Origin of the sequence: Verrucosispora sp. WMMA2121 (assembly GCF_027460185.1) — a bacterium.
Lineage (GTDB): Bacteria > Actinomycetota > Actinomycetes > Mycobacteriales > Micromonosporaceae > Micromonospora > Micromonospora palythoicola.
The window spans coordinates 337,942-351,512 of the sequence record NZ_JAPZBH010000006.1 but is presented as its reverse complement, the minus strand read 5'-3'; the positions used below and the strand labels follow the sequence as shown (position 1 = coordinate 351,512).

The 13,571-nt window shown below is 71.5% G+C and carries 9 protein-coding genes and 3 pseudogenes; 6 read left to right on the top strand and 6 right to left on the bottom strand.

Annotated elements, in window-relative coordinates; genetic code table 11:
* Window positions 1-21: 21 nt before the first annotated feature.
* The gene (locus tag O7605_RS10550; RefSeq protein ID WP_269739015.1) at window positions 22-1,068 is read right to left on the bottom strand and encodes an NAD(P)-dependent alcohol dehydrogenase; all 1,047 of its coding nucleotides are present in this window, start codon (window positions 1,066-1,068) and stop codon (window positions 22-24) included.
* A gap of 52 nt (window positions 1,069-1,120) precedes the next feature.
* On the bottom strand, window positions 1,121-1,861 hold the full coding sequence (locus O7605_RS10545; RefSeq protein WP_269739014.1) for a Pr6Pr family membrane protein: 741 nt from the start codon (window positions 1,859-1,861) through the stop codon (window positions 1,121-1,123).
* 82 nt (window positions 1,862-1,943) lie between these two features.
* Between O7605_RS10545 and O7605_RS10540 the strand changes: the two genes are divergently transcribed.
* Entirely contained in the window at window positions 1,944-2,837 is an 894-nt protein-coding gene (locus O7605_RS10540) for a DUF72 domain-containing protein (protein WP_269739013.1), read from the top strand.
* A gap of 19 nt (window positions 2,838-2,856) precedes the next feature.
* Here the strand turns inward: O7605_RS10540 and O7605_RS10535 are convergent, their stop codons facing one another.
* Together O7605_RS10535 and O7605_RS10530 are read right to left on the bottom strand one after the other, a co-directional pair.
* Complete coding sequence (locus tag O7605_RS10535; RefSeq protein ID WP_269739012.1) at window positions 2,857-3,243, bottom strand: hypothetical protein; 387 nt, start codon at window positions 3,241-3,243, stop codon at window positions 2,857-2,859.
* Between the two features lie 88 nt (window positions 3,244-3,331).
* Window positions 3,332-3,970 carry a hypothetical protein gene (locus O7605_RS10530; protein WP_269739011.1) on the bottom strand — a complete coding sequence of 213 codons (639 nt, stop codon included), beginning with the start codon at window positions 3,968-3,970 and terminating at the stop codon, window positions 3,332-3,334.
* 287 nt (window positions 3,971-4,257) lie between these two features.
* Here O7605_RS10530 and O7605_RS10525 point away from each other — a divergent pair, with 287 nt between their 5' ends.
* A complete protein-coding gene (locus O7605_RS10525) occupies window positions 4,258-4,791 on the top strand; it encodes a hypothetical protein (protein ID WP_269739010.1) in 534 nt (177 codons plus the stop codon).
* Between the two features lie 35 nt (window positions 4,792-4,826).
* Here O7605_RS10525 and O7605_RS10520 read toward each other — a convergent pair whose 3' ends face one another.
* Window positions 4,827-5,672, bottom strand: coding sequence for an alpha/beta hydrolase family protein (locus O7605_RS10520; protein WP_443083978.1), 846 nt, complete (start codon window positions 5,670-5,672; stop codon window positions 4,827-4,829).
* Between the two features lie 133 nt (window positions 5,673-5,805).
* A complete protein-coding gene (locus tag O7605_RS10515) occupies window positions 5,806-7,062 on the bottom strand; it encodes a hypothetical protein (protein WP_269739008.1) in 1,257 nt (418 codons plus the stop codon).
* Between the two features lie 217 nt (window positions 7,063-7,279).
* Here O7605_RS10515 and O7605_RS31860 point away from each other — a divergent pair.
* From O7605_RS31860 to O7605_RS10505, 4 genes and pseudogenes are all read left to right on the top strand, one after another.
* Window positions 7,280-8,822: pseudogene (locus tag O7605_RS31860) on the top strand (ATP-binding protein); the annotation flags it as partial.
* A pseudogene (locus O7605_RS31855) lies at window positions 8,796-10,268 on the top strand (Hint domain-containing protein); the annotation flags it as partial. The pseudogenes O7605_RS31860 and O7605_RS31855, both read left to right, overlap by 27 nt.
* Before the next feature lie 6 nt (window positions 10,269-10,274).
* A pseudogene (locus O7605_RS31850) lies at window positions 10,275-10,913 on the top strand (toprim domain-containing protein); the annotation flags it as partial.
* A 31-nt stretch (window positions 10,914-10,944) separates the two neighbouring features.
* Window positions 10,945-13,428 carry a DNA gyrase/topoisomerase IV subunit A gene (locus O7605_RS10505; RefSeq protein WP_269739007.1) on the top strand — a complete coding sequence of 828 codons (2,484 nt, stop codon included), beginning with the start codon at window positions 10,945-10,947 and terminating at the stop codon, window positions 13,426-13,428.
* Window positions 13,429-13,571: the final 143 nt, after the last annotated feature.

The window sequence follows — 13,571 nt, the reverse complement described above, 5'->3', positions numbered from 1 at the left end:
AGGGGCGCGTCGTCGGGCGACTCACGGCACGATCACGGCCCGACCTTCCAGACTGCCGTCCTGCATCATCCGGTACGCGCGCATCGCCTCGTCCAGCCCGAACGTGGTGGTCTTCGGTCGTACCAGTCCGCGCGCACCCAGGTCGAGCACCTCGAGCAGCTCTGGACGGCTGCCCCAGTAGGTGGTCTGGATGCTGACCTCGTACGGCACGGAGAAGAAGCCGACCGACAGCGAACCCCCGCCGAGCCCCACGATGGTCAGGTCACCCACGGTCCGGGCGGCGGCGACGCCCAGCCTGAGCGTGGCGTCGGCGCCGACGAAATCGAGCACTACGTCGGCGCCCCGGCCGCCGGTGGCCCGGCGGATCTCCTCGGCGGTGCCTTCGGCCGAGCGCATCGTCAGGTCGGCTCCGCACTCCTCGGCGAGCCGCAGCGCCTCCTCCCGGGTGTCCACCGCGACGACCCGGGCGGCGGTGGTCGCCTTGAGGATCTGCACCCCGACGTGCCCGAGCCCACCGACGCCGATCACCACCGCGGTGCTGCCCGGTGGCAGCTTCGGCCACGACCGGCGGATCGCATGGTACGGGGTGAGCCCCGCGTCGGTCAGTGGCGCGGCGTCGACCGGATCGAGCCCGTCCGGCAGCGGCAGCACGTGCCGAGCGTCCGGCACCAGCTCGTACTCGGCCATTCCGCCGTCCAGGCCGAGGCCACCACCACCGCCCGGCACCGGCGCGGCGGCCGGGTTCTCGCAGTAGTTGTCGACACCGACCCGGCAGCGGGCGCAGCGACCGCAGCCCCACGGGCCGTAGACCGCCACCGGCTGACCCACCTCCAGCCCGGTCACCCCGGAGCCGAGCCGGTGCACCCAGCCCGCGTTCTCGTGGCCGAGCGTGAACGGCGGATTCCAGGGCAGGCCGCCGGCCTCGAAGTCGTGCATCAGGTGCAGGTCGGAATGGCAGGCACCGGCGGCTCCGATCCGCACCACCACCTGGCCCGGGCCGGGTGTCGGGTCGTCGACCTCGACCAGTTCCGGCTCGGTCTTCCAGGCGGGCAGCCGCAGTGCACGCATCGCTGTCTCCCGTCGCCGTGCCCCTGCCCGAGGCTCCCCGACGGACGCCGACTCAAACCACCTCCGCCGCCTGCTCCTTCGCTGGGGCCGCAGTGTCGGACGGTGTCGATCCGGCCGGGTCGGGTCGGGCCGCCGGCACCGGGTCGGCCGGTACGGATGCTGGCCGGAGCCGGGTCAGCGTCCGGTCGATGCCGACGAGCAGCACGCCGAGCAGCCAGAACACCACGGCGAGGCAGGCCGAGACGATGCCCACCCCGGCGTAGCCGAGCTCGCCCGCGTCCAGGAAGGGGTACGGGTAGCGGTGCACCACCAGCCCGCGTACCAGGGCGAAACCCAGATAACCGAGCGGGAACACCAACCACCACAGCGCGTGCCGCAGGCGCAGCCGCCCGTGCCGGCCGAGCAGCGCCCAGTCGGCGACGGCGAGCAACGGCACCACGGTGTGCAGGAACTGGTTGCCGAACGCCTCACCGAGCGCCCGGTCCGGTTGCGGCATGGCGAACGGGCTGGCCGGATTGGCCAGCACCACGTGGTACACCACGGCGGTGATGGTGATGTAGAGGGTCACCGCGGCGGCGAGTACGTCCGGCGGATCGGGCCGGCCCCGCCGGGCCCGCCAGATCGCGTACCCGGCGACCAGGCCCACCGCGAGGTTGCTCTGGATGGTGAAGTACGGCAGCAGCCCGGTCACCGTGGCCGGACCGAGCGCGGTGAGCACCACACCGGCCAGCACACTTGTCACGATCGCCAGGCGGAGCAGCACCACCGCCGCGGATCGACGCCGCAGAGTCATCGCGGCACGTTACCAACGGGTCGGCCCGGCGGTCACCGCCCAGCGGTTGCCGACGGGCCCGTTCGGCGGTCCACTGAACTACATGGGTGTCATCAAGGTGGGCACGTCCTCGTGGGCGGACCGGACGCTCGTCCGTTCCGGCTGGTACCCGCGCGAGGCCAACACCCCGGCCGGTCGACTGCGCCACTACGCCGACCGGTTCGGGCTGGTCGAGGTGGACACGTCGTACTACGCGGTGCCCGCACCGGAGACCGCGCAGGGCTGGGTCGACGCCACCCCCGACGGGTTCACCTTCAACGTCAAGGCGTTCAGCCTCTTCACCGGCCATCCGACCCCGGTGGCCACCCTGCCCGCCGACCTCCGCCCGGCCAGCGGGCCGGCCCGGATCCGGCGACGTGACCTGCCGACGGCCGCGTACGACGAGTTGTGGAACCGGTTCCGGGCGGCGCTGGCGCCGATCGCGGCGGCCGACCGGCTCGGCGCGGTGCTGTTGCAGTTCCCGCCGTGGCTGGCCCGCGGCGAGGCGGCCCGCCGACGGATCGCGGAGCTGGCGTCGCGGTGCCGGCCGTGGCGGGTCGCCGTCGAGCTGCGACACGCCTCCTGGTTCGACGGGGCGGCGGCGCTGGAGACGCTGGCCTTCCTGCGCGAGCAGCGGCTGACCTTCTGCGGTGTGGACATGCCGCAGGGCCATCCGGACTCGGTCCCGCCGATCCCGGTCGCCACCGCCGACCTGGCGATGATCCGGTTCCACGGCCACAGCAGCGCCTGGACCAGCGGCGACAAGGAGGACCGGTTCCGGTACGCCTACGGCGACGAGGAACTGCGCCGCTGGTCCGAGCTGCTGATCGATCTCGCCGGGCAGGCCGACGAGTTGCACGTGCTGTTCAACAACTGCTGCGCGGGTCAGGCCCAACGCGACGCGGAGCGGCTGGTCGGTCTGCTCGACGGGGCCGACCGGCGGACCGTACCGTCCTGAGTGGACAGCACGGTGGCGCTCACCCGCGCCAGGTGCCCTCCGGGTGCATCCCGGTCGCCTCCTCCAGCGCGTTGTCCGGCAGGTCCCCATCGGCGGAGTCGTCCGGGAAGCTGCGCCGCGAGGGCGCCGGGTCCGGTGGTGCCCCGGGCCCGGCCGCCGGGGTACGGGTCGGCTCCACCGAGCCGAACCCGTGCCGCCCGGCGGGCCGGTCCGTCGGGTCACCGGCGGACGTGCCGGCCGCGCGTCGTTCACCGCGTCGCCCCTCGGGGACGGCGGTCTCCTCGCTGTCCTCGTCCATCGGGGAGTCCGCGCCGGCACCCCACGGCGGATCCCCGTCGAAGCCGTCGGTGGTGCCCCAGGGGGCGACACCCTCGGGTGTCCGGTCCTGCCTGTCCCGGTCCGTCATGGCCACCTCGCTGATCGGTGCGCGGCCGCCGGTCCCTGCGAAACCGACATCCGGCACATGGGTGCACTGGCGGTCGTGCCCGCCGCCGTCAGCGGCCGGACATCGCCATCTGCCGGATCGCCCTGGCCGCCGCCATCCCGCCGGCGCCCTTGCCCATCGTCTTCGACGCGTGCCCCAGGCCACCCACGCGGCCGAGCATGCCGCGCAGCACCTGCCCGGGCTTCTGCTGCTCACCCATGTAGGCGGTGACCACGATCAGGGCGCCGGTCAGCGCCGGGATCGCCCATTGCAGCGCCTTCATCTGGCGCTGGCAGGAGGCCACGTTCGCCGGGGTCTGCCCGTTCGGCTCGGTCACCCCCTCGACCGACGCCTGGCCGGCCTTGGCCAGTCGCATGCCGAGCAACCGGCTGTACCCGGTCACCGCCAGGGCGCCGACGGTCAGCGCGGTCTTCACGGTGCTGGCCCGGCCGACCCCGGCCTGGGCGGCCATCCGCGGGCTCTCGGTCACCAGCTCGCCGACCGCGCCGGCCAGGTGAGCGCCGATGGCCGCCGCGTTGACTGGCGTCCACCGGTTCCAACCGGTCGACGCCACCGAGAGTCGTTGGGTCGAGTCACCGATCCGGGCCGCGGCACCGTTCACGCCGAAGGCACCCATCAGGCTGCCGCCGAACCAGGCCGCCAGGCCCAGGTCGTGCATGGAACGTAGTGCGGTGTGGCTGTCAGACATCTGGTCCCCTTCCACCGTGTCGGGCGCAGCGGCTTACCCGGCTTCGGCCGGGCTAATCGCCGTGACCTGGGGACACCCGCCGCCGGGACGATCCGGCGTTCAGCGGCGGACGAGTCGGATCTCGGAGCCGATGCGCTCACTCACACCGTCTCGACCTCTCTTCCGGACCCCGGCGTACCCGCCGTCGATGACGAGCACCGGGGGTCCTGGCGCCCCACGGGTCCGGCTCCGGCGGCAAGACACCGTGATGCCCCGAGCGCATTGACCGATCCCACTAGGCTCGCCGCATGGCGCAACCGGCACCAGAGACGGGCTCCGACGGCAAGCTGGTGTGGGCCTCCGACGAGGTGATCGCCCGTATCCGGCAGGAGGTCACCCCGGAGCCGAGCCTGGCGAGCAGGGTCGCGCTGGCGGTGCTGGCCGCCTTCGTGCTCACCTGGCCACCGACCTTCGTCGTGTTCGCGCTGGCCACCCTCGTCGCGCCGGCGGTGACCGACGAGGCCGGTGTCGGCCGGGTCGCCCTCTGGGCCTTGCAGATCGCCGGCCTGACCGCGGTCGCGGCGGCGGCCGGCGCGGCGCTGCGACGATCCGCCGAGGCCGAGGCGGACCCGTCGCCCCGACGGATCGCGCTACGGATCGCAGGCCACGCGCTGGTCACCGTGGCCTGCGCCGGGCTGGTGCTGGCCCTGGCCGGGCTCTCCGTGGGCCGGTACGCAACGCTGACGGCCGCGCTGGTGGTGGTGCTGCACCTGCTGCCGATGGGCGTGGCCCGGCTGCTGTTCCGGCTGCGCCGACGCGCTTCGGCTAGCCCGTCGGTTTGACTGTCCGTCGGGCGTCCCGGCCGCCGCTGGGCGGTTCAGCGGGCGGGCAGGGTGGCGACGAAGTCGGCCACCCGCGCGGCCAGCGGCCCGCTGGCGCGTACCCAGGTGAAGTGGTCCAGGTTGGTGTCCGGCGCGCCGTAGCGTTCGCGGTCGACGGGAGCCGACGTCAGTTTGGCGCAGAGCCGGTCCAGGGTGGGATGTGGGGTGTACTGGTCGTCGTCGACGCTGATCGCCAGCACCGGGGTGCGGATCCGGCGTACCGCCGCCTCGGTGTCCACCCCGTCCACCTCGGGAAAGTCGCCGGTGCGGGCGGTGTGCGCCCAGTCCCGGATCACTCCGCGCGCCTGCCGGCCACCGAAGCCCCATCCGGGCCAGACCCCGAGCATCCGGGCCGTGGCGGCGATGCCCTGGGTCACCGGCAGCAACCCGTACCGCCGAGCGCCGGTGAAGTCACGCCAGTAGGGGATGCCGACCGCGATCAGGGCCAGCCCGTCCACCTCGTGCTCGCCGTGCAGGGCCAGGTGCAGCACGGCGGCCTGGCCGCCGAGGGAGTGCCCCAGCAGCAGGGTCCGGCGGCCGTCCAGCCGGGGCTTGAGCGCCGTGCGTACCGCCCCGATGTCGGCGGCCAGTTCGGCGTAGCCGTACCGGCAGGTCCGGCTCGGCCGGGGAGTGCTCTCGCCGGTGCCGCGCAGGTCCGCCACCACCACGGCGAGCCCGGCGGCGCGCAGCGCGGCGGCGAAGGGCCGGTAGTAGCGGGCCGGCACCCCCATCGCCGGCGCGATCAGCACCACCGGGGCGTCGACCACCCCGACGGGCTCCGGATAGATCTGGATGCCGAGCCGGGCACCGTCGACGTTGACGAACTCCTGCTGATACTCGATCACGTTCACGGCAACATGTTACCGGCGGGTAGGTAATGGCGGGGGGCTCGCCCCCGCCGGGACCGCACCGCAGCGACGGGTGCCCCGGAATCCGGCCGGATTCCGGGGCACCCACTGCCCGACCCGGGAGCGGTCAGGAAACGCCGATCGTGCCGTTCGCGGAGCGTACGCAGGCCACCGAGCGGGCCGCGGTGCTGGCCGCGCCGGAGAGGCACTGGCCCAGCACCTGGTGCCCGGCGGCGTTCGGGTGCCACGACTCCTGGCAGGTCTGGAAGTAGCTCACACAGGTGTTGGCGATCCGCTGGATGGCGATCTTGTCCTTGCCGGAGAGGCTGGTCACGAAGGTCCCGTTCGGCGGGTTGTCCATCAACCGGATCGGGGTGGCCAGGGTGCCGGTCGGGCTGTTCGTGTTCTCGCAGAGCCGGGCGCCGTCGAAGGCCCGCTGCACGTTGAGGTAGACCAGGTCGGCACCGGCGAACTCGGCGGCCAGGGTGTCCCGGGTGGACCGGACGATGGTCCCGAGGCCCTGCGAGAACCGGTGGCCGGGAGCGAGGCTGGCCCGGTGGATCGGGCAGCCGGCCGCGTACCGTTCGGCACCCAGCGCGCGGAACTTGTCCCGGGTGTCGTCCCGGTTGTCCTCGGAGTGGTAGGTGGGGGCCAGATCCAGCGGCAGCGGGTTGGTGTAGTCCTGCAGCACCACCCGGTGCTGACCGTCGGCGTCCACCTCGCGCAGGGTGGTCAGGATCTGGCGTACCGCCGCGGTGGTCTCCGCGGTCGCCGCGGTGATCTGAGCGGCGGTGGCCAGGTCGGCGTCGCTGCACGGCTTCTGCTCCACCGGACCGTTCAGGTACGCCCAGAACTCCCACCAGCCGGTCCAGGCGTCGGCGATGAACCGGTTGGCGCACTTCTCGGCGACCCCGCCGAAGGTGAACGAGCTGTTGTTCGAGCCGAGCCCGATCAGCACCAGGTCGATGTCATGGGTCTGGGCGACCGCGCGGAGCTGGTCGAGTTGGGCGGAGACCTGCCGGCCGTTCGTCCGCGCCGACGAGGCGGCGGCGATGTCGTGCGGCTGCCCGCCGGAGCAGGCCAGGTTGAACCGGTCCTGGATGCCGGGCAGCGTCGCCTTGTGCAGCGAGGCGTTGGCGGAGCGGTGGCAGAAGAAGGCGTTGCTGTTGGGCGCGGTCCAGCCCGGGAAGCTCCGCGCCACGCCGGTCACGTCGACCACCGGCTGGTAGGAGCCGGCGCCCTCGCCGCTGATGAAGCTGTCACCGAGGGCCACCGCCGCGGTGGGTGGTGCGGCCGAGGCGGTGGGGACCGCGACGGCGGTGGAGAGAGTCGCCGCGGTGACGGCCAGGGCCATCGCGGCGGCGGTACGACGCAACGCGGACATCGGCATCCCCATCCGTTCATAGAAATGTGAAAGATCCTCTGGTGCGGTGATGAGATCACGCGGGTGTGACGAACGTCAACAGTGGGAAACATCCGTGACAGGCGGGTCCAGCGGGGTCAGGGATGCCCTCGCGCGGCCGGTGCCGAGTGCGCCGCCGGGCATAAGGCCGGCAGCCGGGGCGTTGACCGCAGCAGGTCCGCCAGCAGCGGCCCTCGGCGTGCCGGGCGGGTGTCCGCACAGGTTGTCGGGGCGTGCGGCTACGCTCGCTGCGGCGTGCCCGCGCCGGGCCGACCGCCGACGGCGCGGGGGAGCACATCGCCGAGACCGGGGAGTACGACCAGTTGACCGCAGAGCCTGACACCCTGTATGGGGCCGACGACCTCACGCACCTCGAGGGGCTGGACGCCGTCCGCAAGCGGCCCGGCATGTACATCGGCTCCACCGACAGCCGTGGCGTGGGTCACCTCGTCAACGAGATCCTCGACAACTCGACCGACGAGGGCGTCGCCGGCCATGCCACAAGCGTCGAGGTCATCCTGCACGCCGACGGGTCGGTGCAGGTCGACGACGACGGCCGGGGCATCCCCACCGACGTGCACGCCCGCTCCGGCATCTCCGGCGTCGAACTGGTGCTCACCCGCCTGCACGCCGGCGGCAAGTTCGGTGGCTCCGGCTACAAGACCTCCGGCGGCCTGCACGGCGTGGGTGCCTCGGCGGTCAACGCGCTGTCCCGCCGCTTCGACGTCACCGTGCGTCGGGGCGGCAAGGTGCACGCCATGTCGTTCCGGCACGGGGTGCCCGGCGTCTTCGACGGCGACGGCCCCGACGCGCCGTTCACCCCCGGCCCCGGGCTCCAGGTCGTCGGCGCCATGAAGCGCGGCCGCCGCACCGGCACCTCGATCCGCTACTGGCACGACCCCCGCTACTTCGAGACCGGCGCCACCCTCGACCACGACGCGGTGCGGGCCAAGCTGCGCCACACCGCGTTCCTGGTCCCCGGCGTCGGCTACACGCTGCACAACCGCACCACGGAAGAATCCACCGAGGAGCGTTTCCACTACCCCAACGGCCTCACCGACATGGTGGAGTTCCTCGCACCGGCCGGCGACCGGCCCGTCTCCGGCACCCTGCTGGTCACCGGCGAGGGGACGTACCGGGAGAACGCCGCCGACGCCAACGGCGTCATGCAGTCGAACGTGCAGCGCCGGGCCGAGGTCGAGATCGCCTTCCGCTGGGGCACCGGCTACGAGCGCACGGTCGAGTGCTTCACCAACACCATCCGCAACGCCCACGGCGGCACCCACCGCAAGGGCTTCGAGCGGGCGTTGGCGCGTACCCTCGCCGACGCCGTACGCACCACCCGGGGCCTGCTCAAGGCCAAGGAGGACGCGCCCACGCTGGACGACGTCCTGGAGGGGATGACGGCGGTGGTGCACGTACGGGTGCCCGAGCCGCAGTTCACCTCGCAGACCAAGGACGAACTCTCCACCGCCGGCATCACGAAGGTCGTGCAGGCTCTGGTGGAGCAGCACGTCAAGTCCTGGCTGGACGACCGCAAGACCCGCACCGAGGCGCGTACCGTCCTGCAGAAGATCGTCGACGCGTCCCGGGTGCGCCTCACCCAGAAGCAGCAGAAGGACGCGGCCCGCCGCAAGACCGCCCTCGAAGGCGCGGCCATGCCCGCCAAACTCGTCGACTGCCGCGCCACCGGGGTGGACCGCAGCGAGCTGTTCATTGTCGAAGGGGACAGCGCCCTCGGGTGCTTTACGGGCGACACCATGGTCGCGCTGGCCTCCGGCATGAGCCGCTCGTTCGCCGATCTGGCGAATGACTGGCAGCAGGGTGTAACCCACTTCGGCTACACCACGAACAAGGCCGGCCGAGTGGTGATAGCACCTCTGGTCGAGCCGCGTGTGACCAAGCGGGGTGCACCTTTGGTGCGGGTCACCCTCGACAACGGCGAGTCGGTCAGATGCACACCCGATCACCGGTTCCGGCTCCGTGACGGCTCTTACCGCCGTGCCGACGCCCTGATGCCTGGCGACTCCCTCATGCCGCTCTACCGCAGCCTGTCCAACAAGGCGGCCGGACAGAAGCTGCAAGGGTACGAGCGGGTCTGGATGAACGACAAAGATGAGTGGGTCTACACCCACTACCTCGCCGACGCGTGGAACCTTAGAAACGGCAGGGACAGCGCCGCCAACGGCAGGGTCCGGCACCACATCGACATCGACAAGCGCAACAACGACCCGCGCAACATCAAGCGGATGACCTGGGCCGATCATTCGGCGCTGCACGCCGCGATGATGGGCGAGCACGTCCAGGCCGGGTGGCGTGAGTGGTTCGAGAACGGCGGCCGGGAGTTCAAGTCGGCGATGCTCACCGCTCAGTGGCGCGACCCCGCCTTCCGAGAGGCGTGCCTGGCTCGGCTTTTCGCACTCAACGAGTCACCCGCGTTCCGAGCCAAGGTCGAGCAGGGGTTCCAGGACTGGTACGCCGCGCTGAGCGAAGACGAACGGTTCGCTTACGCCGACCGCATGAGGGAACGGCAGGCAGGCTACTGGTCGGATCCGGAGCACCGAGCGGCCGCTGCGGAGCGGGCTCGGCTGTACTTCACCGACCCCGCGCGGCGCGCGGAGTGGCGGGAGCGTTCCGTTCGGCAATGGCAGGACTCCGAGCTGCGTGCGTGGCGTTCCCGAAAGACCGTCGAGCAGTTCTCCGATCCCGCCGAACGGGATCGGCAACGCAACGCGGTCGTGGCCTGGCATGAGAACAACCGGGAGTTCGGCGAGCGCCACTCTCGCCGGATGAAGCAGCGGATGGCCGATCCAAAGAATGGCCACCTTGCCAAGGTGCAGGCCGGACGGCTGCGCTACGTGGCCGACGTGCCGCGTGCGGACCGGGTGAGCCGTCAGCAGGAAGGGAGGCGGCTGGCCGCGCTGCGCCGACTCGCGCCGATGCTTGCGCTGCACGATGGTGAACTCGCGGCGTCCTACGAGGCTGAGCGCTTGAAGTCCGCCCGTACCGGGCTTCGCTTCGACCGGCTCCTCACGCTTTACGACGGGGATTACACCCGGCTTCGTGAGGCTGCTGCTCTGGTCAACCACCGTGTGGTGTCCGTCGAAGTGCTCGACGAGACGGCGGACGTCTATGACCTGACAGTCGATGGCTACCACAACTTCGCACTGGAAGCGGGCGTGTTCGTGCACAACAGCGCCCGGGTCGCCCGTACCTCCGAGTACCAGGCACTTCTGCCGATTCGGGGCAAGATCCTCAACGTGCAGAAGGCCAGCCTTCAGCAGGTGCTCGACAACGCCGAGTGCGCGGCGATCGTGCAGGTGCTCGGCGCCGGCTCGGGGCGCACCTTCGACCTGTCGGCGCTGCGCTACGGACGGGTGCTCATCATGGCCGACGCCGATGTCGACGGCGCACACATCCGGACGCTGCTGATCACCCTCTTCGCCCGGTACATGCGACCGTTGATCGAGGCCGGCCGGCTCTACGCCGCCATGCCACCGTTGCACAAGATCACGACAAAGGGGCGCAACCCGGAGACCGTCTACACCTACACCCAGGCGGAGATGGAGTCGACGATGCGCCGGTTCGAGAAGGCCGGCAAGCAGATCGTCACCCCGGTGCCCCGGTTCAAGGGTCTCGGTGAGATGGACGCCGACGAGTTGTGGGAGACGACCATGAACCCGGCCACCCGCGCGGTACGCCGGATCACCCTGGACGACGTGGACGCCGCCGAGCGGATCCTCGAACTGCTGATGGGGGAGAAGGTCGAACCGCGCCGCAACTGGCTGATCGACTCCGCCGATCGGGTCGACCGTGACGCCATCGACGCCTGACCATCGGGTCTCTCGGAAGGAAAGCTGAGCCATGGCACGCCGCAAGGAGACGAAGGTCGACCATTCCGCGTTCGACCGGGCCGGCGCGCGGATCATCGACAACCCGCTGACCACCGAGGTGTCCGACTCCTACCTGGAGTACGCCTTCTCGGTCATCCACTCCCGGGCCCTGCCCGACGCCCGCGACGGCCTCAAGCCGGTACACCGACGCATCCTCTGGTCGATGTACGAGCAGGGCCACCGCCCGGACCGGGCGCATGTGAAGTCCGCCCGGATCGTCGGGGACGCGATGGGCAAGTACCATCCGCACGGCGACGGCGCGATCTACGACGCGATGGTCCGGCTGGCGCAGGACTTCTCGCTGAACGCGCCACTCATCGACGGGCATGGAAATTTTGGCAGCCCGGACGACGGCCCGGCCGCGGCGAGATACACCGAGGCGCGGATGTCGCGGGAGGCGATGCTGCTCGTCGGTGAGCTGGGCGAGGACACCGTCGACGTCGAGCCCAACTACGACGGCTCGCTGACCCAGCCCACGGTGCTGCCGGCGGCCTTCCCGAACCTGCTGGTCAACGGTGCCGCCGGGATCGCGGTCGGGATGGCGACGAACATGATCCCGCACAACCTGGGCGAGGTCGTCGCGGCGGCCCGGTGGCTGATCCGGCACCCGAACGCCACCCTCGACAAGCTGATGGAGTTCGTGCCCGGTCCCGACCTGCCCACTGGCGGCATGCTGCTCGGCCTGGACGAGGTGCGCCGGGCGTACGAGACCGGCCGGGGCGTGGTGCGGATGCGCGGCAAGGTGGAGATCGGGCCGCTGGAGGGCAGCCGGGGGCGGCAGGCCATCACGGTTGTCGAGTTGCCGTACGGCATCGGCGCGGAGAAGGTCATCGCGGCCATCACCAACGAGGTGACCAAGACCAAGCGGCTGACCGGGATCGCCGACGTCAAGGACCTCACCGACCGGGAGAGCGGCACCCGGCTGGTCATCGAGTGCAAGGTCGGCGTGAACCCACAGGCACTGCTCGCCGACCTCTACCGGTTGACCCCGCTGGAGCAGTCCTTCGGCGTCAACAACCTGGTGCTCGTCGACGGGCAGCCGCGCACCCTGGGGCTCAAGGAGCTGCTGGAGGTGTTCCTGGCCCACCGCTACGAGGTGGTGACCCGGCGCAGCGCGTACCGCAAGCGCAAGCGGGAGGAGCGGCTGCACCTGGTCGACGGTCTGCTGATCGCCCTGCTTGACATCGACAAGGTGGTGAAGCTGATCCGGGGCAGCGAGGACGCCCAGGCGGCCCGCAGCGGCCTGATGCGCCAGTTCAAGCTCTCCGAGATCCAGGCGAACTACATCCTGGACACTCCGTTGCGCCGGCTGACCAAGTACGACCGGCTGGAGCTGGAGGCCGAGCAGCAGAAGCTGCGGGCCGAGATCGCCGAGCTGTCGACCATCCTCGACGACGAGAACGTGCTCAAGAAGGTCGTCTCGGACGAGTTGGCCGCCGTGGTCAAGCAGTTCGCCGCGCCCCGGCGGACGACGCTCGTCGACGGCGACCTCAAGGAGGTGCTGGCCGCGTCCGCGCCGGCCGGGCCGCTGGAGGTGGCCGACGACCCGTGCCAGGTGATCCTGTCGGCGACCGGGTTGGTGGCCCGTACCGCGGCCGAGTCGGAGGAGGCCGCCGAGGGGCGCCGCCGGCACGGCCGGGTCAAGCACGACGCGGTACGCGCCGTGGTGCACTCCACCGCCCGGGGGCGGGTGCTGCTGGTGACCAGTGCCGGCCGGGCGTTCAAGGTGGACGTGCTGCCGCTGCCGGTGTTGCCGGAGCAGGCTGGCACGGTGTCGTTGCGCGGCGGGATGTCCGCCGCCGAGCTGGTGCCGTTGGAGCCGGGGGAGACCGTGGTCGGCCTGGCGCCGCTCGGCGCTGCCGCCGAGGGCTCACCGGGTCTGGCGCTCGGTACCCGGCAGGGTGTGGTGAAGGTCTGTGCCCCGGACTGGCCGGTGCGATCCGACGAGTTCGAGGTGATCGGGTTGCGCGACGGCGACGAGGTGGTCGGGGCGACCTGGCTGGTCGACGGTGCCGAGACGCTCGCCTTCCTGACCAGCGGGGCCTCGCTGCTGCGGTTCGCCGCCGGGACGATCCGGCCGCAGGGGCTCAAGGGCGGCGGGATGGCCGGGATAGCCCTGCCGTCCGGAGCGCGGGTGGTGTTCTTCGGTGCGGTCCGCACCGACGATCCGGAGCACGGTGAGCCGATGGTGGTCACCTCGACCGGTGCGACGGTCAAGGTGACGCCGCTGTCGGCGTACCCGGCGAAGGGGCGGGCGACCGGCGGGGTGCGGGCCCATCGGTTCCTCAAGGGTGAGACCGACGTGGTGGTCGGTTGGGTCGGTCCGCGGCCGGTCGGCTCGACGGTCAACGGTGAGGCGGTGGAGCTGCCGGCGGCCGACCCGCGCCGCGACGGTTCCGGCTTCGCCGTCATGCTCGGCCCAGCCGTGGTGGGGCACCAGATCGACCGCGAGTAGCTGCCTGTTCCGCACCCGGCGTGCCGGACGCGACCGTCCGGCACGCCGCAATCCATCGACATCCGTCATTGACGTATGACGTATTATGACGATACGTTGGGCTTGCTCGCTGGCGGCCCGACGCGTCGACACCACCATCCACA